Source organism: Thalassolituus sp., assembly GCF_984348125.1.
Genome location: NZ_CFHJLR010000028.1, coordinates 1 through 19,614 on the forward strand (window position 1 = coordinate 1; position 19,614 = coordinate 19,614).

At 51.2% G+C, this 19,614-nt stretch carries 17 protein-coding genes; 1 reads left to right on the forward strand and 16 read right to left on the reverse strand.

The genetic code is table 11. The features are described 5' to 3' along the window. Positions 1 to 83 precede the first annotated feature (83 nt). The 8 genes from AC5E51_RS15060 to AC5E51_RS15095 form a co-directional block, all read right to left on the reverse strand. The gene (locus AC5E51_RS15060) at positions 84 to 1,205 is read right to left on the reverse strand and encodes a fatty acid desaturase family protein (protein WP_491778772.1); all 1,122 of its coding nucleotides are present in this window, start codon (positions 1,203 to 1,205) and stop codon (positions 84 to 86) included. A gap of 368 nt (positions 1,206 to 1,573) precedes the next feature. Next, positions 1,574 to 2,686 (reverse strand): fatty acid desaturase family protein, encoded by a 1,113-nt coding sequence (locus tag AC5E51_RS15065; RefSeq protein WP_491778773.1) that lies wholly within the window; start codon positions 2,684 to 2,686, stop codon positions 1,574 to 1,576. 14 nt (positions 2,687 to 2,700) lie between these two features. Further along, positions 2,701 to 3,828 carry a ferredoxin reductase gene (locus tag AC5E51_RS15070; RefSeq protein ID WP_297533394.1) on the reverse strand — a complete coding sequence of 376 codons (1,128 nt, stop codon included), beginning with the start codon at positions 3,826 to 3,828 and terminating at the stop codon, positions 2,701 to 2,703. 1,175 nt (positions 3,829 to 5,003) lie between these two features. After that, positions 5,004 to 6,599: an isocitrate lyase gene (locus tag AC5E51_RS15075; protein WP_301378557.1), complete on the reverse strand. Its 1,596-nt coding sequence runs from the start codon at positions 6,597 to 6,599 to the stop codon at positions 5,004 to 5,006. Positions 6,600 to 6,759: 160 nt separating this feature from the next. Next, complete coding sequence (locus AC5E51_RS15080; RefSeq protein WP_301378558.1) at positions 6,760 to 7,695, reverse strand: sensor histidine kinase; 936 nt, start codon at positions 7,693 to 7,695, stop codon at positions 6,760 to 6,762. Then, positions 7,688 to 8,236: a heme NO-binding domain-containing protein gene (locus tag AC5E51_RS15085; RefSeq protein WP_301378559.1), complete on the reverse strand. Its 549-nt coding sequence runs from the start codon at positions 8,234 to 8,236 to the stop codon at positions 7,688 to 7,690. The genes AC5E51_RS15080 and AC5E51_RS15085 overlap by 8 nt, the downstream gene beginning before the upstream one ends. Before the next feature lies 1 nt (position 8,237). Beyond that, the gene (gene nosR, locus AC5E51_RS15090) at positions 8,238 to 9,596 is read right to left on the reverse strand and encodes a response regulator c-di-GMP phosphodiesterase, NosR family (protein ID WP_301378560.1); all 1,359 of its coding nucleotides are present in this window, start codon (positions 9,594 to 9,596) and stop codon (positions 8,238 to 8,240) included. A 126-nt stretch (positions 9,597 to 9,722) separates the two neighbouring features. Continuing rightward, a complete protein-coding gene (locus tag AC5E51_RS15095) occupies positions 9,723 to 10,916 on the reverse strand; it encodes a BaiN/RdsA family NAD(P)/FAD-dependent oxidoreductase (RefSeq protein ID WP_491778774.1) in 1,194 nt (397 codons plus the stop codon). 74 nt (positions 10,917 to 10,990) lie between these two features. Between AC5E51_RS15095 and AC5E51_RS15100 the strand changes: the two genes are divergently transcribed. Next, positions 10,991 to 11,788, forward strand: coding sequence for a lysophospholipid acyltransferase family protein (locus tag AC5E51_RS15100; RefSeq protein ID WP_491778775.1), 798 nt, complete (start codon positions 10,991 to 10,993; stop codon positions 11,786 to 11,788). Here the strand turns inward: AC5E51_RS15100 and AC5E51_RS15105 are convergent. The 8 genes from AC5E51_RS15105 to bamA form a co-directional block, all read right to left on the reverse strand. Then, on the reverse strand, positions 11,764 to 12,045 hold the full coding sequence (locus AC5E51_RS15105) for a hypothetical protein (RefSeq protein ID WP_068441144.1): 282 nt from the start codon (positions 12,043 to 12,045) through the stop codon (positions 11,764 to 11,766). The genes AC5E51_RS15100 and AC5E51_RS15105 overlap by 25 nt on opposite strands. 398 nt (positions 12,046 to 12,443) lie before the next feature. Beyond that, positions 12,444 to 13,112: a ribonuclease HII gene (gene rnhB, locus AC5E51_RS15110; RefSeq protein ID WP_491222988.1), complete on the reverse strand. Its 669-nt coding sequence runs from the start codon at positions 13,110 to 13,112 to the stop codon at positions 12,444 to 12,446. Further along, on the reverse strand, positions 13,109 to 14,245 hold the full coding sequence (lpxB, locus tag AC5E51_RS15115; protein ID WP_068441138.1) for a lipid-A-disaccharide synthase: 1,137 nt from the start codon (positions 14,243 to 14,245) through the stop codon (positions 13,109 to 13,111). The genes rnhB and lpxB overlap by 4 nt, the downstream gene beginning before the upstream one ends. 1 nt (position 14,246) lies before the next feature. Beyond that, on the reverse strand, positions 14,247 to 15,017 hold the full coding sequence (gene lpxA / locus AC5E51_RS15120; RefSeq protein WP_488046592.1) for an acyl-ACP--UDP-N-acetylglucosamine O-acyltransferase: 771 nt from the start codon (positions 15,015 to 15,017) through the stop codon (positions 14,247 to 14,249). Then, positions 15,014 to 15,478 carry a 3-hydroxyacyl-ACP dehydratase FabZ gene (gene fabZ / locus AC5E51_RS15125; RefSeq protein WP_491228090.1) on the reverse strand — a complete coding sequence of 155 codons (465 nt, stop codon included), beginning with the start codon at positions 15,476 to 15,478 and terminating at the stop codon, positions 15,014 to 15,016. Before fabZ ends, lpxA begins: the two co-directional genes overlap by 4 nt. A gap of 3 nt (positions 15,479 to 15,481) precedes the next feature. Next, the gene (gene lpxD / locus AC5E51_RS15130; RefSeq protein ID WP_301180773.1) at positions 15,482 to 16,498 is read right to left on the reverse strand and encodes a UDP-3-O-(3-hydroxymyristoyl)glucosamine N-acyltransferase; all 1,017 of its coding nucleotides are present in this window, start codon (positions 16,496 to 16,498) and stop codon (positions 15,482 to 15,484) included. Positions 16,499 to 16,515: 17 nt separating this feature from the next. Next, positions 16,516 to 17,016 (reverse strand): OmpH/Skp family outer membrane protein, encoded by a 501-nt coding sequence (locus AC5E51_RS15135; RefSeq protein ID WP_068441127.1) that lies wholly within the window; start codon positions 17,014 to 17,016, stop codon positions 16,516 to 16,518. Between the two features lie 27 nt (positions 17,017 to 17,043). Beyond that, the gene (gene bamA / locus AC5E51_RS15140; RefSeq protein ID WP_297533404.1) at positions 17,044 to 19,602 is read right to left on the reverse strand and encodes an outer membrane protein assembly factor BamA; all 2,559 of its coding nucleotides are present in this window, start codon (positions 19,600 to 19,602) and stop codon (positions 17,044 to 17,046) included. Positions 19,603 to 19,614 lie beyond the last annotated feature (12 nt).

Sequence of the window (19,614 nt, forward strand, 5' to 3'; positions counted from 1 at the left end):
ACTCGGAGTCAGGCTTTTTCATTTGCTGTCCCAAAACTGTGGGACAGCAGTGGCTCATTGAGCGGCTTTTTTGTGCGTTGAGATCAGGCTCTGGCTTGTTTGAAGGCCGCCTTCTCTTCTGGCGTTGGCTTGCTGTACTTCAATACACGCTCAACCACCGTTTTGTACTGGTTCCATAGCGAGCCTGTGTTATACGGAATGTTGTGCTTGCGACAGACTTCCTGAACCTTCTCTGCCACTTCGTTATAGCGATACGATGGCATATCAGGGAACAGGTGGTGCTCTACCTGGCGGCTCAGGTGACCGCTCATAATATGCAGCAGCTTTGAGCCCTCAAGGTTAGAAGAACCTAAAATCTGACGGTAGTACCACTGGCCGCGCGTTTCGTTCTCACACTCTTTTTCACTGAAGGTATGAACATCTTCGGTAAAGTGACCGCAGAAGATGATGGTGGACGCCCAGAAGTTACGGATCAGGTTCGCGCCCATGTTCGCCAGCAGTATACCGAAGAACATTGGCCCCCCCAGAAACAGAGCAACAACACCCGGATAGAACAGGTAATCGCGGAACACGCCTTTGCGAATTTTAGAGAAGAAGTCCTTAGCCAGCTGCTTCTTCGTTACAACGCTCTCACGGTCTACTTTCTTTTTACCGAAGAATACACGCTCACCAATCAGCTCATGGTAAGCAACCCCCCACTGGAAGAAAGTCGATAAACCCAGGTACCAGAAGAACTGATTCTTGAAGCGTGGTTTCCAGGGCGTGTCATCACTCAGACGCAGCAGGTCGTAACCAAAGTCACGGTCTTTGCCAATGATATTGGTGTAGGTGTGATGCTCAAAGTTGTGAGTCCGGCGCCAGGACTGACCGTCACACACGTTATCCCATTCGAACGTGGTGCCGTTCAGGTGTGGATCATTCATAAAGTCATAGGCACCGTGCATGATGTTATGACCAATTTCCATGTTATCGAGGATCTTGGCCACCCCCAGCATGACAGCCCCGACAACAAACCAAATCCAGTGGTAGAAACCTGCAACCATGATTGCACGGCCTCCGATATCAAGTGTGCGTTGCACACGAACGACTTTGCGGATGTAACGGGCGTCGTCCGTACCCACCTTGGCCATGGTCTCATCCCGGATCTGGTCGAGGTCGTTTTTGAATGACTCCAGCGTTTCTGCACTTGGTATCTGAGTCGTCACTTTAATCCTCCTGAAATGACTATTCTGTTATTGAGCAATCAATCAATTGCCTGACAGCGAATTGCACTTTACGTGCCACGACGGCATTGGTTGTCAGTGTCATATAGAGAGCGGCCAGTGTCGACGAAAGTCACCCTTTCCTCTATTTCATTAATAGTCAGTTGCACGCGCTTACTTCTGAACCCAGGCAGGTAAATACTCCGGAAGGGCCTGACTACTGGCCTATCAAGGGTGGTGAGGTGAACTTCCAAGTCGGACATTTTTGCTCTGAAAAGTGTTCGGTTTGCTCAGCTCGGAAAAGTAAGAGGCATAAAAAAACGGCATCTCCTTTCCGGAAGATGCCGCTTTTGTCAGACAGGAGTCAGATATCAGGCGTTAGCCACTTCACCTGTTTTCTTCGGTGGACGGCTGTATTTGAACACGCGCGCAACGACAGTTTTGTACTGATCCCAAAGCGTGCCTGTGTTGTAAGGAATATTGTGTCTGGCACATACCTGGCGAACGCGCTCAGCGGCCTCGCCATAGCGATACGATGGCATATCAGGAAACAGGTGGTGCTCTACCTGACGGCTCAGATGACCGCTCATGATGTGCATGACTTTAGAGCCTTCGAGGTTAGACGAACCCAGAATCTGGCGGTAGTACCACTGGCCACGGGTTTCATTCTCACATTCATCTTCGTTAAAGGTGCGCACTTCTTCGGTAAAATGGCCACAGAAGATAATGATGTTCGCCCACACGTTACGAATCAGGTTAGCGACCAGGTTACCTGCAATGATGGCAAAGAACATCGGCCAACCAAGGAAGATACCAACAATGGCTGGATAGAATACGTAGTCGCGGAACACTGCACGTCGAATTTTCGAAAAGAAGTCTTTAATCAACTCAGCATGTGAAATAGGTAACTTGCCTTCTGGACGGCGCTTACCTATGAAGATGCGCTCACCAAACAGTTCGTGGTAAGCAACAGCCCACTGAAACGACATCATCAATACGAACAGCCGGATTGGCTGCCAGCGATAATGCTCTTTCCACTTGATATCATCGCTAAGACGCAGAGTGTCGTAACCGAAGTCACGGTCCTTGCCGATGATATTGGTGTATGTGTGGTGTTCGTAGTTATGAGTGCGTCGCCAGGACTCACCATCACAGACGTTATCCCAGTCGAATGTGCGTGAGTTGAGGTGCGGATCGTTCATCCAATCGTATTGGCCATGCATAACGTTGTGCCCAATCTCCATATTATCCAGGATTTTGGCACAGCCCAGCATTACGGCACCCACTAACCACCAGACCCAATGGTAGAAACCTGCGACCATGACGGCCCGCCCGCCCAGCTCAAGAAAACGCTGAACGCGCACGATTTTACGGATGTAATTCGCGTCCTCCTGACCTACTTTGGCCATGATGTCGTCGCGGATTTCATCCAGATCTTTATGGAATGATTCCAGTGTCTCGGCACTAGGAAGATGTGTTGTCATTATAATATTCCTCGTTAGACATCCAGCACCACATCATTGACAGGAACCGACACACATAACTGAATGTCTTCTCTGCCAGTGTCTGAGTACTGACCGGTGAGAGTGTTCAGAACTACGCCGCTTTTTTTAGTACATTTGCATTGGTGGCAGACACCTACACGGCATCCGGCCAGCGGCTTGAGTCCATTTTGCTCGGCAAGCTCAAGAAGGCTAACGGGGTTTTCAGCACTGCTCATCGCAGCAACCCCACCTTTCTCGAAGTTCACATAAGCATCTTTTGCGTCAGCACGGTCAAGTTCAATCGGAGCCGCGCCAAAGTATTCGAACATGATATTTTCAGCAGAAACGCCCTGCTCTGCAACAACACCACGCACGAGCTGGATCATTGGCGTTGGGCCGCAGATCATGATTTTACGTTCTACGAAGTCTGGGCAGACTTCCTGAATATGCTCCGCACTGAACACGCCTTTTTCGGCACTGTTCATAAAGGTCACACGAATATTGTCGTGTTGAGCTGCAATTTTCTCGAACTCTTCTTTGAACAGCGCATTGGCTTCGTCACGAACATAGAACATAAGGTGCGCGTCGCGCTTGTCGCCGGTTGCGGCCATCTGGCTCAGCATTGAGCGGAAAGGAGTAATACCGCTACCACCAGCAATCATCAGAACTGGGTCATTGCCCGCAGGAAGGACAAAATCGCCTTCTGCTTGGGTCAGATTACAGATACCCCCCGCTGCAAATGCCTCACGCAACCAGGGGGTTACACGACCACCTTCCTGAACACGAATACTCATCTCGATCAGACCGGTTTTTCTGAAGTGTGCCGGAGCGCTCGATACAGAAAAGAAACGAGTCTGAAGGGTACCGTTCTGTTCGGCGGTAATCTGCAGGTGCTGACCGGCTGTAAAGCCTTTCCAGCGTTTTCCGGGACGAATGACCAGTGTGTATACATCGTTAGTCTCTGGGCGTACCTGGATGACTTTTGAGCGGATCGCTTCGGTCGTCCAGCCTGGTACAGCCATCTGAATAAGAGGTTCGAGGTATGCGCTGATTTTGTTCTGCTGCGTCAGGCTCTGTGCCACCCACTCGTGGGCTTTAGAGAAGAAAGATCCTGACTGCACACTGGTTTCTGCTTGGCTCATAATTATTCTACTTTCGTAATGTGAGAATGCGCTGTCTCATCGGCTGAGATTACCCACGCAATGTTAACGAACTGTAACCTTGTGTCTATTGGCGACAGGGGCCACTTCGGATGAAGTGGAAACAGCAAAAAGCTTGTCCGTTACTTACAATTCAGTCAGCTACTGAAAATAAATCCTTATAAATCAGTATATTGGACGACTTTGTCAAAGAATGACCTGCTGCAGGTCAGCGTTACACGCGGTTATTAGTGCTTCTCAGGAAATAATGTTTTTATTCTTGTTGTGATAATGGAAACATTTTCCAAGCCACATAGGAAGAAGTTCTTATGTAAGTGTCAGGAAAATACCACATTCTGTGCCATGATTCCGGAAATGGCTTGCCGTTGTCATTTTACTGTCATCGCCGAAGCTGACCATGGCACATGTAGGAGGGGATCATATCCCCGAACATATATCGGGTAATAACGATGTCGGGAAGAAGCTTCCCTCCTACAGAATCGCTCAAGCTTCGCGTTGAGCTCCTACAGGTCGGCAGGTTAACTCGTAGGAGCGCTTCAGGCAGCTTGCCTGGCTATGCGCGATTGTCGGGGAGATACTCCCCTCCTACAGAATCGCTCAAGCTTCGCGTTGAGCTCCTACAGGTCGGCAGGTTAACTCGTAGGAGCGCTTCAGGCAGCTTGCCTGGCTATGCGCGATTGTCGGGGAGATACTCCCCTCCTACAGAATCGCTCAAGCTTCGCGTTGAGCTCCTACAGGTCCGCTGGTCAACTCGTAGGAGCGCTTCAGGCAGCTTGACTGGCTATGCGCGATTGTCGGGGAGAAGCTCCCCTCTTACAGAATCGCTCAAGCTTCGCGTTGAGCTCCTACAACAGGTCGAAGACCAATAAATCTCAGGCACAAAAAATGCAGCCCGTAGGCCGCTTCTTTAAGAACAACTAATCAGATCTTAAGAGAACTGGTTAGAGGTGTTGACCGCCAAGGATGGCGGAAATGCCGAAAACGCAGGACGCAGTTTTCGGCCTTAGCACCACCGGCTTTCAGAGCGTTCTCAACAGCAACGCTTTTCTTAAATGGCTTTGTGGTCGTCGACCGCAAAGACATTCTTTGCATCTCAAAAAGAGACAGGCACAAAAAAGCGGCCCGCAGGCCGCTTCTTTAGAACAACTAATCAGATCTTAAGAGAACTGGTTAGAAGTGTTCTTAGCACCACCGGCTTTCAGAGCGTTCTCACCAGCAAAGTATTCTTTGTGGTCGTCGCCCATGTCAGAGCCAGCCATGTTCTGGTGCTTAACGCAAGCGATGCCTTGACGGATCTCTTTACGCTGTACGCCTTCAACATAACCCAGCATGCCCTGCTCACCGAAGTACTCTTTAGCCAGGTTGTCCACAGACAGTGCAGTCGTGTGGTAAGTAGGCAGAGTGATCAGGTGGTGGAATACGTTCGCTTCGCGAGAAGTATCCGCCTGGAAGGTCTTAACGCGAGCGTCAGCAGCAGCAGACAGCTCAGAATCGTCGTATTCAGCAGACATCAGATTGTTACGATCGTATGCAGAAACGTCTTTACCTTCAGCTTCCCATGCATCGTAGGTCTGCTGACGGAAGTTCAGAGTCCAGTTGAATGATGGAGAGTTGTTGTAAACCAGTTTCGCATCTGGGTGTACTTTACGTACTTCGTCCATCATGCCTTTGATTTCGTGTACTGTAGGTACTGCAGTTTCGATCCACAGCAGGTCAGCACCAGCGTTGATAGCTTCGATACAGTCGAATACGCAACGCTCGTGGCCAGTGCCCTGACGGAACTGGTACAGACCAGAAGGCAGACGCTTAGGACGAACCAGCTTGCCGTCACGGTTCAGCAGTACGTCGCCGTTCTTAACGTCTTCAACGTTAACTTCTTCAACGTCCAGGAATGAGTTGTAAACGTCACCCTGATCGCCTTTCTCACGAACAACAGCGATTTCTTTAGTCAGGCCAGCACCTTCAGAGTCAGTACGTGCAACGATAACACCGTCGTCAACGCCCAGCTCAAGGAATGCGTAACGCAGAGCGCGCAGCTTAGCGTGGAAGTCAGCGTGTGGAACGGTCACTTTACCGTCCTGGTGACCGCACTGCTTCTCGTCAGCAACCTGGTTTTCGATCTGCAGGCAGCAAGCACCCGCTTCGATCATCTGCTTAGCCATCAGGTAAGTCGCTTCAGCGTTACCGAAACCAGCGTCGATGTCAGCAATGATTGGTACGATGTGAGTCTCGTAGTTGTCAATCTGACCCTGGATTTCTGCTTCTTTAGCAGAATCACCAGCTTCGCGAGCTGCGTCCAGGGCACGGAACAGACCACCCAGTTCACGAGCGTCAGCCTGACGCAGGAAGGTGTACAGTTCGTTAACCAGTGACGCTACAGCAGTTTTCTCGTGCATAGACTGGTCAGGCAGAGGACCGAACTCAGAACGCAGAGCTGCAACCATCCAGCCAGACAGGTAGAGGTAACGACGCTTAGTAGAACCGAAGTGCTTCTTGATAGAGATCAGCTTCTGCTGACCTACAAAACCGTGCCAGCAACCCAGAGACTGAGTGTACTTAGTCTTGTCTTTGTCGAACTCTGCCATGTCTTCGCGCATGATCTTGGCAGTGTAACGAGCGATGTCCAGACCAGTTTGGAATTTGTTCTGAGCGCGCATGCGTGCTGCTGATTCTGGGTCGATAGCATCCCATGGGCTACCAGCTGCTTCTTTCAGCGCTGCTACCGCTTTGATGTCTTCTTGATAAGTTGACATAAGTCAGTCCTTAAAAGAGTGGGTTGAAAAGTTTCACGGAGCAGCGAAATTGCTGATCCGCGACTTCTGACAGAGCGAATAGTAGTGCTTTAGATCCCATAATTAAAATCAATAGTATCTATATGTACTATTTTTCCAGTGAATGGATATAAAAGGGAGTTCAGTCGTCTGCGGGCGGTAGGAAAATCGTGAAAGTTGTGCCTTCTCCGATCTCACTTTCAACGGTAATGCGTCCGTTATGTTCCTCAATGAATCCGTGGGAAAGTGACAGCCCGAGCCCTGTACCCTCTCCGACAGGTTTCGTGGTGAAGAAAGGCGTAAAGAGCAGATTGAGATGCTCTTTACTGATGCCGTGGCCGTTGTCCTGGAAACGGATCTCGATGTAACCGTTGTTGTAGGTTGTGGAGATGTGAATGTCGCCGTTCTCGTCAACAGCCTGATTTGCATTAGCGATCATGTTGGTGAAGACCTGATTCAGCTTACCGAAGTAACCTTTAACCTTCGGCAGTTCACCATAATCGACATGTACCTGGGCATGGTACTTGGTCTGGTTGCTGAGAATGTTTACAGCACCGCGCACACACTCATTGATGTCGACCAGGTCCATTTCACCGCTGTCTTCCCGGGTGAAGGATTTAAGATCCGCGACGATCTGCTTGACGCGTTCAAGGCCTTCGATGGTTTCGGAGGTAAGACTCTCGAAGTCCATCAGCAGATACTCTACGTCGTACCGCGTCAGGCCTTCCCGCCACGCCTCGCGTATCTTTTCTCCATCGGCGTCGCTGTTAACCAGCTTGTCCATGGTGAATACAAACGTCTGAATATCTGACATTCCTTCCGACATGGTGCAGAAGTTACTGTAGATAAAGCCGATCGGGTTGTTGATTTCATGCGCAACGCCAGCAGAGAGAACACCCAGAGACGCCATTTTTTCATTATGCAGAAGTGCTTTCTGGTTCTCCTGCATACTGTCATGAGCTTGCTGTAACTTACGGAATGAGTCGTAGAGCTCCCGGGATTTATCCTCGAGCATCTGCTCTGCCTGCTTCCGCAACGTTTTCTCCCTCAGGTAAGCCGCACGATAGTCTTCAGTCATCTGGCCCCCCAACAGTTATCACAATATGGCAGGTTTCATCTCCGTGGTGCATACATTGTGGTTGCTGGACACTCACCTGCTCTTTGAAATGCTTAGCAGAACCACTGATCAGGCCTTCAGCAAGATGACATAACTTGCGTTGCGACTTATAGATCATCGTCAGCGTATGCCCCCCCTCCTCTTCGTAAGAAAAAGACGGCAGGTTTGCATCCGGATAAAACTTAAGTACTTCACCATGTACGATCTGGTCGACAGACTTCAGAAAATCGATCAGGCCGTCACTGTTCTCGAAAAAAACCGGGAAGCGACCATAGAATTCGGTAACCATGAATTCACCAAACGTCCGAAGCAAGGTGGGGATATCGTGGCCCGTCATTTCAGAAGCTGCACCCAACAAAGCAACCATTTCACTGTCGTCGTAGCTTTCCGACGACAGGTACATGCCGTGTGACCCCGCTTTCTCGAGGAGCTGGTTCCAGCCTTCAAGGCCGAATTTTTCTTCAATCATGTCTCTGAGGATGTCGAACACTACCCCTTTCATATCACCCTCCTATCTCTTTGGTTATATCGGTTTGCTTTTCAACCGCCACATCCAGTGTTCTTCCCGACCAGTTCTGCAAGTGACTCAAACGACTGATCAGCTCACTGGTGAGAGCGTGCCCTTTACGTAACAGAATCATGCCTTTCTCACTATAAAGGTCCTGAGCTAACACCATTCCCGCTTCCAGTTCATCTGTCCCCAGATAAGAGGCGTCCTCAGAAAGGTTTTCGGTGTCGAAGGCACCGCATTCCTCACAAAAGATATTCAGTATGGCCGGGTCGTATCTCATATTGCTCTGGCGAACCAACTCAGCTTTTGCTTGCTGTGGCTCTATTTCTTCGCCGGTGAAACGCCCACGGATAAGATCAGTGTAGTCTCTTACTATCGCTATAATGCGTGCACCCGCAGGTATGGAAGACCCGGAAAGATGATCGGGGTATCCGGAACCGTCAAACCGCTCAAACTGACTTCTCAACATAGCGGCGCTATGACGCATCCCCGGAATACCCATTAAAGCGGCTTCAGCGAGTACCGGCACCTGCGCGTACTGCTGCATATCGGCACCGTCGAACTCCACCAGCGGCTTATTCAACAACTCATCCGGCAAACCTATATTGCCAAGATCCGCAAGTAAGGATGCGTCACGGATTTCACGGATGTCTGAATCTGCAAAACCTAGTGCTTCTGCGAGTGACTCGGCCATGGAAGAGCGCAACTCTGCTGCTGCAGCGGCGCCGGGCTCACGCAAGGCACCGAGGCTGGAAGCAAGACGAAGCACATGGCCGTAGCTTTTCTGAAGATCGTCAAAAGCGTGCTCGAGTAGTCTGGCGTTGAGGCGAAGCTCCTCTGTTCGTTCCGTTACTCGCTTCTCGAGCGAACTGTTAAGTTCTTCCAGCTCCTGATTTTTGCTCACAAGTTCTGTCTGGAGACGCTGATTTCTTGCCTCAAGCAGGCGAGTGTGCAGGCTTTCTTCGATCAAAGCCCGAAGCTTGTTATCGTCCCAGGGTTTGGTCAGGTACTGATGAATCTGCCCTTCGTTGATTGCGCGTATCGTAGACTCCATGTCGGAATGACCAGTGAGCAGGAATCGCAGCGTATCCGGGGACCGATCAGCAACGGTTTTAAGCAACTCAGCGCCATCGGCACCGGGCATACGCATGTCGCTGATGACGAGATCGACATCGGTATTTTCGAGTATGTAGAGTGCATCACTGACAGATGACGCCGTAGTGATATCGACATCCAGCCGACCCAGAGAGCGTGTCAGGGATTTGAGAATATTTTCCTCGTCATCAACCAGAAGAATAACGGGTTTCACGGGCTTCTCATTGTCCTGGTCTGCTGCATCTGCAAACGCCATGAAATCACTCCGAGCAAGGGGAACTGATTTCAGTCTAGACAAAGCTGTGATGCATGCCTGAACCTTACGTAATATTCCCGTAAGGCCATATCCAGAATGTCACATTAGGCAGGTTGGCATTCTGGTCTACCCGGCAGCCAGAGCCTCCGCTGCGGCTGCAGCGCTGGCCCAGGCCCACTGAAAGTTAAAACCACCAAGGTGACCGGTTACGTCAACAACCTCACCGATAAAGAACAAGCCCGGCACCTTACGGGACTCCATCGTCTGCGACGAAAGCTCGGTCGTGTCGACGCCACCAATCGCAACTTCTGCGGTCCGGTAACCCTCAGTGCCCGCCGGTCTGACACGCCACTGATGCAGGGACTCAGCCAGCGCCTTGATGGTCTTCTTACCCGTTTCAGCGAGAAAGCGGTCTTCAAACTGGTGATGGGCAAGCCATTGTTCGGCAAACTTCTGTGTTGTCAGACTCGCCAGCCAGGTCTTGAGGTGGGTTTTACCTTTCTGTTGCTGGGCCTCTTTGAAGGCTTCAGTCAGGTCGATCCCCGGCAGAAGGTTGATTTCAACCGTGTCTCCCTGAGTCCAGTATGAAGAAATCTGCAGGATCGCCGGGCCACTCAAGCCCCGGTGGGTAAAGAGTAAGTCGTCATTAAACACCTGATCACCACAGGTTACAGACGCTGGTAAGGCGGTACCTGAGAGCGCCTTACACAAAGTGCTCAACTGATCTGTAATGGTAAATGGCACCAGTGCGGCGCGCGGCGCAAACACCTGATGTCCGAATTGACGGGCAAGATCATAACCAAAGCCCGTGGCCCCCAGAGTCGGTATCGACGGCCCCCCTGTTGCAACCACCAGCGAACGACACGAATAATCACCGGCCGAGGTTTTCAGGGTGAAGCCTATATCACGCTTACTGACTTCCTCTACCGAGGTATTCAGCTGTACTTCAGCCCCTGCCCGACGGCACTCTTCAAGCAACATTTCAAGAATGTCCGAGGATTTGTTATCACAAAACAACTGCCCGTCTTTCTTCTCATGGAACGGAATACCGTACTGACTGACCAGATCGATAAAGTCCCACTGTGTATACCGGGAGAGTGCTGACTTACAGAAATGTGGATTCTGGCTGAGATAACAGGCGGGTTCGATGTAGTAGTTAGTGAAGTTGCAACGCCCCCCACCCGACATCAGAATTTTCTTACCCGCCTTGTTGGCGTGGTCCAGTACTGTGACCGTGCGCCCTTCGGCGGCGGTGCGTGCAGCACAGAATAAACCTGCTGCTCCGGCACCAATAATGATGACATCTGTGGTCGTCGACATTCTTATTCCTGCTATTGCCCTGCTGTTTGCGGCTGTTATTATGCCAGCGTTTCGTGACTGACTGGACTGCTGATATGCCCCTGATTGATCGGGAAGGATTGATAAAGGCGTCAGGCCTCGCTGAATGGCAGGCTGACATTGTACTCAGATTATTAAAAATTCCTCAGCTGACGAAAATCTATGACCGTGTTGATCGCCAGCATGGCATTGATCTTATTGAAGACGCACTGAAAGATCAGAACATCCAGTTAGATTACGATGTCGAACGATTAGCTCAGGTTATTCCCAAAAGCGGCCCTTTTATTACGGTGTCGAATCATCCCTTCGGATTCCTGGACGGCATCATTCTGCTTTTGATTATCGGCCGTATACGCCCCGAGTACCGGGTCATTGCGAACTTCCTGCTGGCCTACTTTGAGCCCTTTTCTGACCTGTTCATCACCGTCAATCCTTTCGAGAACAGCGGCCCGAAAGCCATGGGTGGTACACAGAAGTCATTAGATCAGTTGAGCAAAGGGCTGGGCCTTGGATTATTCCCGGCTGGAGAAGTATCCACCTGGTACAAAGGTCAGTCGGGTATCAAAGACAAAAGCTGGTCACTCTCCAGTATGCGGCTTATTAAGCGCGCGGATGTTCCGGTCATCCCCATCTATTTTGATAGCCAGAACAGCCTGAGCTTTCACCTGCTCGGCAAGGTACATCCGCTGATCCGTACGTTGCGGATTCCTGCTGAGTTTCTTAAGAAGCAGAATAAAACCATCCGGATGGTGATTGGGGAGCCTATTGCACCTGAACAGGTGACGCAGTTCTCAGATGAAGACCTGGCGGAATGGCTTAGAAATACGACTTACGGCCTCAAGGGCCAGTCCTGAGCCCCTTCGTTCTCGAGTCTCTGAATTGTTTCGGCCACTTCCGAAGTGGAAGAAAAGGCCTTCTCTATGGCTGAGCGGATTGAGTCGTATCGCTCTGTGACTGATTCGTTCAGGGCGTTCTGACTTTCACTCGATTCTGACAAGCCTGACAGGTAAGCGTTAATCTCATTCGAGGTATTCAGTAGCACACCGACCGCCTCGTTAGATTTATTTGAGCTCTCCCGCCCATGCGCCGCCAGCTCACTGACCTGCCGCATGGATTCCTGTGTTCGATATGAAGTCCTGTTTCCGCCACCTGATCAGATACTGCAGTCATCGCCTTATTTGACGCCGCCATAACATCCACACTCTCTGGCGCCATAAGTGAAATACACCAGGATTCCCACCAGCAACAGACGGGCTGTAACCGCCGAGAACCGCCTGCGATACGAGAATCACCAGCATGGCGAAAATAGCACAGATCGCCAATCCTGCCAGAACGCGGGCCTTCAGTAGTTTTTCAGTGTTGACCGGCCGCGGTGTGGCGATGCAGGAATCCAAATAACGCAGCATTCAGATCAGCCCTCAGAAATTGGTTGTTATCTCCAGATTAGAACCGGGGAGGACTTTGCACGAAACTGGCAGGTGGTTTACATAAACCCTCAGAATCTGAAGGTTAGTCTTTCAGAAGACGTTTTACGGGTGCATAAGTACGACGATGAATAGGACACGGGCCTAAGGCATCAAGAGCTTCAAGATGGGCTTTGGTGCCGTAGCCTTTGTGTTTCGCGAAGCCGTAGCCCGGGTACTGTTCTTCCATATCGAGCATGTCACGATCACGTTGAACTTTGGCCAGCACAGAAGCTGCTGAGATTGCAGCCACTCTGGCATCGCCTTTGATCAGAGCGGTAGCAGGCATGTCTGAATCAGGCAGCTTGTTACCGTCAATCAAAGCGTGATCGCATGGGACTCGCAACCCTTTTAACGCGCGTGTCATGGCCAGCATCCGGGCATTGAGGATGTTGATGCTATCAATCTCCTCGACCGATGCACTCGCAATACAGAAGTCGACCGCTTTTTCACGAATTTCGTCGAACAGCCGCTCACGCTTTTTCTCAGTCAGCTTTTTCGAGTCTGTGAGTTCAGGGATCGGCTTATCGGGATCGAGAATCACAGCGGCCGCCACCACATCTCCGCACAAAGGACCAGCGCCCGCCTCATCCACGCCACAATAGATCAGCCCCTCGCGAATCAGAGCGGCTTCTTCTTCGGTTATTTCTGGTTCGATTCTTTCTGGCTCAGTTATCTCTGAGTCAGACACTTCTGGCTTGCTGATATCAGTCATCTGGCTTTCAACAGCTGGCTGATGGCCTCGGCCGCTTCTTCATCCGCATTTCGTTGCAGCTGACGATGAATAAACTGAAAGGTTTCCTGTAGCTGATGCACAGTGTCGTTATCTTCAAGGCGCTCTGCCAAGGCCGCCGCGAGTTTTTCTGGCTGTGCATCGTGCTGGAGCAATTCAGGAACAACTTCCCGGCCCGCAAGCAAGTTGGGTAGAGAGATAAACTCCTGTGTCACCATTCGCTTGAGAATCCAGTAAGTCAGAGGTGCCAGACGATAGCTGACCACCATCGGCCGCTTCATCAACATTGCTTCCAGGGTCGCCGTTCCGGAGGCCAGAAGGATCACGTCGGCGGCCGCCATACAGGTTTGCGACTGCCCCAGAATAATTTTCACCGGCAAGACTTCCGGGTATTCATTCACTAGCTGCTCGACCTGATCACGACGCTCAACGCCCGGTACAGGAATAATAAACCTGAGGTCCGGATCTTTTTTCAGCATCAGGCTTGCCGTATCCAGAAACAGCTTACCCAAACGCGAGACTTCACTGCCCCGACTACCTGGCATCAGGCAGACGGTTTTCTTATTCAGTTCCAGGCCGAGATTTTCTCTGGCGGGTGTTTTGGGCGTCTCGAATGGAATTTTGTCTGCCAGATGGTGGCCAACAAAACGTACCGGTACTTTGTGGTTCTCATAAAATCGCGCCTCGAAAGGAAAAAGTGTCAACATCAGGTCGACGGCTTTTTCAATCTTGAGAACACGCTTCTGGCGCCAGGCCCAGACGGAAGGACTGACGTAATGAACGGTTTTAATCCCTGCAGCGCGAAGCTGCTGTTCGAGCCCCAGGTTAAAATCAGGCGCGTCGATGCCGATGAATACATCAGGTGGATTCGCAATCCAATCCCGGACGAGCTTCTTACGTACGTTAATCAACTCGAACAGGCGACCGAGCACTTCAACCAGGCCCATCACAGAGAGACGCTCCATCGGCACAAAGCTGACCATACCTTCGCTTTGCATCATTGGGCCACCGATGCCTTCAAACGTCGCTTCTGGGTATTTTTCCTTCAACGAGCGGATAAGACCGGCGCCCAGCATATCTCCGGAAGTCTCTCCGGCCACCAACGCGATTCGCATATCAGCGGATAATCCCTCGACTGGCAGCTTCGATACTTTCGAGCAGCATGGCTACGCCAGCATCCTCTGCTGCCACAGGCGCAAGCGCTTCTTTAGCTTCTGCCAGAGTCAGGTTCTGACGATAGATCGTCTTATAGGCTGCACGGATACGCATGATGCTGTCTTTTTCGAAGCCGCGACGCTTCAGGCCTTCACTGTTAATGCCATGAGGTTGCGCCGGATACCCCTGCGCCATAACAAACGCTGGGATGTCCTTCAGAACGACAGTCCCTGCGCCGCACATGGCATGGGCGCCAATCATGCAGAACTGGTGAACCTGAGTTGAGCCACCAAGAATCGCCCAGTCACCGACATGGACATGACCCGCTACGTTGGTGTCGTTGGCCAGAATACAATGACTACCAATCACAGCATCATGAGCTACGTGAACATTCACCATAAAGAGGTTGTCGCTACCAACAATGGTGGTGCCTTTGTCCTGAACGGTTCCGCGATGGAAGGTACAGGCTTCGCGGATCACGTTGTTATCACCAATCACCAGAGTGGTCGGCTCGCCGGCATACTTTTTATCCTGACATTCTTCACCGATCGTCGAGAACTGAAAGATGCGGTTGTTCTTACCAATCTTAGTCGGGCCTTTGATAACGACGTGAGGACCAACAACGGTTCCTTCACCGATCTCGACGTCCGGACCAACAATAGAAAAAGGACCGATTTCCACACCCTCAGCAATTTTCGCAGCAGGATCGATCACAGCTCTTGGGTCAATCATGCCACCTCCAGAGTATGTTCAGCACAAATAATGTGGGCGCAACAGACAACCTCACCATCCACCTCGGCATGGCAGTCAAACTTCCAGATACCCCGGCGGCGGCTGACAAATGCCGCTTTCAGAACCAGCTGATCTCCAGGCATCACAGGTCGCTTAAAGCGCACGTTATCTGAACCAGCAAAGTAAAAAATAGTATTTGGATCACGGGCATCGCCGATCATCATCATCCCAAGATAGCCCGCAGCCTGAGCAAGAGCCTCAAGGGTCAACACGCCCGGCATCACTGGATGACCAGGGAAATGCCCGTTAAAGAAGTTTTCATTGATTGAGACGTTTTTGAGTGCCTCAATATGGGAGTTTTCTTCCGAGTCAGTTGTGCAGGACAAAATTCTGTCCAGCAGCAGGAAGGGATACCGGTGAGGCATCACCCGCTGAATCTGTTCAATGGTTGCACCGGACATGCATTAGTCCTTCAGTTGTTTTTCTAAGTCTTTAATGCGCCGAGCCATGCTGTCCAACTGACGGAAGCGGGTTGCCGCTTTGCGCCAGTCATTAATCGGCATCTGCGCAGTCCCGGTAGCATAGCCACCCGGAGTATTAATCGATTTACTGATCACGGTTTTCGGAGCGACAAACACCCCGTCACACAGCTCAAGATGACCCGCGACACCTGCGTTACCCGCCAGGGTGCAGTGTTTACCAAGCTTTGTGCTTCCTGCAACGCCAGCCTGAGCGGCCATTGCCGTGCCAGCGCCCAGCTCAACGTTATGTGCAATCTGGACATGGTTATCGAGGATGACATTATCACCAATGATCGTATCGCCCAGAGCGCCACGGTCGACGCAGCTGTTGGCTCCGATTTCAACATCGTTACCAATGCGAACACCGCCAAGCTGCATGATTTTGACCCAACGGCCTTTGTCAGGCGCAAAGCCAAAACCATCCGCACCAATCACTGTGCCTGAGTGAATTCTGACTCTCTCGCCGAGGGTTACGTCATGATAGAGGGTGACGTTGGCATTCAGATGGCAACCGCTACCTAACACACAATGATCACCAATCACCGTGCCCGCTCCGATTTCACAATCGTCGCCGATAATCGCGCCGTCGCCAATTACGACATTAGCCGCAATACGGCAGCCGTCTCCGATCCTTGCCGACCCGGCAACCACTGCACTCGAGTGAACACCACTGGATGTGCGCGGACGGTTGTCGAACAATTGAGTAGCAAGGGCAAATGCGAGGTAGGGGTTATCGCAGACAAGAGCACTGCCTGAGACGGATTCAGCATCGGCTTCACGAACAATGACCGCACTCGCCTCTGACTCTGCCAGCTGCTTGCGATAACTTTCGTTAGCCAGAAAAGCAATTTCACCGGAGGATGCTTCCTTTAAGGTCGCAACTCCGGTGATTTGCTGATTGCTGTCACCACGAAGCTCAGCTCCGAGGTGAGCAGCCAATTCAGATAGACTGATCTGCACGGGAGGATCGTCCGTTATTATTTCTCGGCGTTGAGACGTTCCAGCAGCAGCTTAGTGATATCTGCTTTTGGAGACTTGTAGATCGCTGCTTGAGCGTTCAGAACAACGTCGTAGCCCTCTTTGTCGATCAGTTCTTTCAGGGTTTTTTCCAGGCTTGGAAGCTGCTTCTGGAAAAGCTCCTGGCGCCACTTCTGCTCCAGCTTCTGCAGCTTGTTGCCGTAGAACTGGTATTCCTGCCCCTTGGTTTCAAATTCATTTTTGATTGCACGAGCTTCTTCGTCGCTCATGAAGTCTTTTTCTTTTTCGATTTTCTTCTGCAGCTCCGTCAGGCTTTCCTGAAGGCCTTTGAGTTTATCGATGTCTGCCTTGTTCGCTTTCTCGAATTCTTTCAACGCTTCTTGTGTCGCGTCAGACAGGAACAACGCCCGCTCCATGTCGACAACAGCAACTTTCGTTGCCTCGGCTGCGACCGCTACATTGATGGTTGCTGCTGCAATGAGTGCCATTATCCAGCGCATTCTGTTCTCCTTTTATAATGATTGTCGTCAGAATACCTGACCCAGTGTAAATTCAAAGCCTTCTGTTCTATCCCCGCGCTGTTCGTTCAGTGGGAATGAGTAAGTAAATGTCAGAGGACCGATGGCAGTTACCCACGTCAGGCCAACACCTGTGCTGTAACGAAGCTCTTCAAACTGCAGGCCCTCATCACAGAATGGGTGTGAATCAAAGCTTGGCAGATCAACATCAGACGGCACATAACATTCGCTGCTGAAGGTATTACCCGCATCCAGGAAGACAACACTGCGAACAGAGCTGCGGTCTTCAATGAACGGGGTTGGGAAAATCAGTTCCAGACTACCTTCCACCAGCATGTTACCGCCTAAGGCACGCTCTGTTTCACGGAAGAAAGGTGCTGTCACCACAGCGCCAGAGCTGTCTGTCTCGTATGATGGCACGTAACCAGCGCTGTTAGAAATCGCAGTTGCTCCGCCATCGGCGTCTTTGATATAGATAACCTGAGGCGCACTGTCGCTGGTCAGTGGTCGGCCTAACTCGTCTGTTTCATAAACAACATTGCCTGCTGCATCGGTCTCAGCCAGGCTGACGGGTACGTACTCAGGCAAACCTTTTGGTCCGAGGCTGTTGATCTGATAGCCACGCACAGCACCAATACCACCGGAACGGAAGTTTTTGAAGAACGGCAGACGCTCGAGGTCACCGAAGCCATCGCCATATCCCAGGTCAGTTCTCAGACGCAAGCTCCACTCGGTTGCCAGCGGGAAGTAGTAGTTCGACGTATAGCTGGTCTTGTAATACGTCAGGTCACTGCCCGGCACAGATATATCGGCTTTTACCTCATGCTCCATACCATCGGTCGGGAACAGACCGCGGTTGAGGGAGCTGTAACGCCAGCTGAGGCCAAGTGTGTATTCATCGAACACATCACCTTCTGAGTCGATAAAGTCAGTAATTTCAGCAGGAACCGTCACCCCTTCAAACATTTCGGTATTCGCATAACCGACCGAGAACGACAAGCGCTGGCGGCGTGAAATCGGATAACCAAAGGTCACGTTACCGCCGTAGGTGTTAGTCTGATAATCACTTACCGTACTGAGGCTTCCGAAGTCGGTTTCACGATAGAAGAAGTTAAAGCCACGGCTGACGCCATCGACAGTGTAATAAGGGTTAAGGTAGGAGAAGTTATAAGACTCAACCGTGTCCGTCTTCTGCACACCGAGAGACATACGGTTACCACTGCCCATAAAGTTATTCTGACTGACGCTGGCACCCAGGATCATGCCTGAGCCAGCAGCATAACCGATGTTAAAGTTCAGACTGCCGCTCAGCTGCTCTTCGACCGTATAGTTAACATCGATCAGGTCATCGGTGCCCGGAACCGCTGGAGTTTCCACGTTAACTGTTTTGAAGAAGCCCAGCTGATTCAGGCGATTTTTACCGGCTTCAATTTTCTCGGTAGATGCCCAGCCGCCTTCCATCTGAATCATCTCACGACGCAGCACTTCATCACGGGTTCCGTCGTTACCTGAGAACTGCACGCTACGCACGTAGGTACGCTTACCAGGCTCAACGTAGAAGGTCATGTCGACCAGACGCTCTTCGTCATCGATTTTTGGAATACCGTTCACTTTAGCGAAGGTGTAGCCGTCGTTGCCGAGACGCTTAGTCATCAGGTCACTGGTGAACGTAACCCGTCGGCGTGAGAACACATCGCCTTCTTTCACCATGTACAGGCGAGTCAGCTCGTCTTCGTCAACGACCAGATCACCTGCGAGTTTTACATCGCGGATATTGTAGAGCTCACCTTCCGACACACTGACGGTGATGTAGACACCACGTTTATCGGGAGAGACCGACACCTGAGTTGATTCGATATTGAAGCGAATATAACCACGATCGAGATAGTAGGAGCGCAGTGTTTCGAGATCACCGGCCAGCTTCTCACGGCTGTATTTATTGTCACTGGAGTACCATGACCAGAAGTTCGTGCTCTGCAAAGCCAGCGGACCCAGCAGCTCCTCATCCGGGAAAATTTCGTTACCGACAATATTGATGTGCTCAATCGTCGCAACGTTGCCTTCGTCGACATTAATTTTCAGTGCTACCCGGTTGCGCGGCAGAGGTTCTACGTCAGTGACAATACCGGCGTCGTAACGGCCCTGAGCAACGTACTGTCGCTCCAGCTCCAGTGAAATTCGTTCAAGGGTTGAGCGTTTGAAGACAAGGCCTTCGGCCAGCCCACTCTGCTTCAGACCATCCATCAGTGCTTCTGTCTGAATCGCTTTGTTACCTTCAATTTCGATCGAGGTAATGGTCGGCAGCTCGACCATACGTACAACGAGCACATTACCGTCGCGGTACAGCTCGATATCTTCAAAGAAACCTTCGCGGAACAGTGCACGCGTCGCCTCAGCGATACGTGCGTCGTCCACAGTATCACCGGTTGCAATCGGGAACGCCGAGAACACGGTACCCGCCGAGACCCGCTGAAGCCCTTCAAGGCGAATATCTTCAACAGTGAAGGAGGCAGCATGGAGTGAGGCAGACAAGAGCCAGAGGGATATAACCGACAGCAGAAAACGCATGTAAATAAAAAC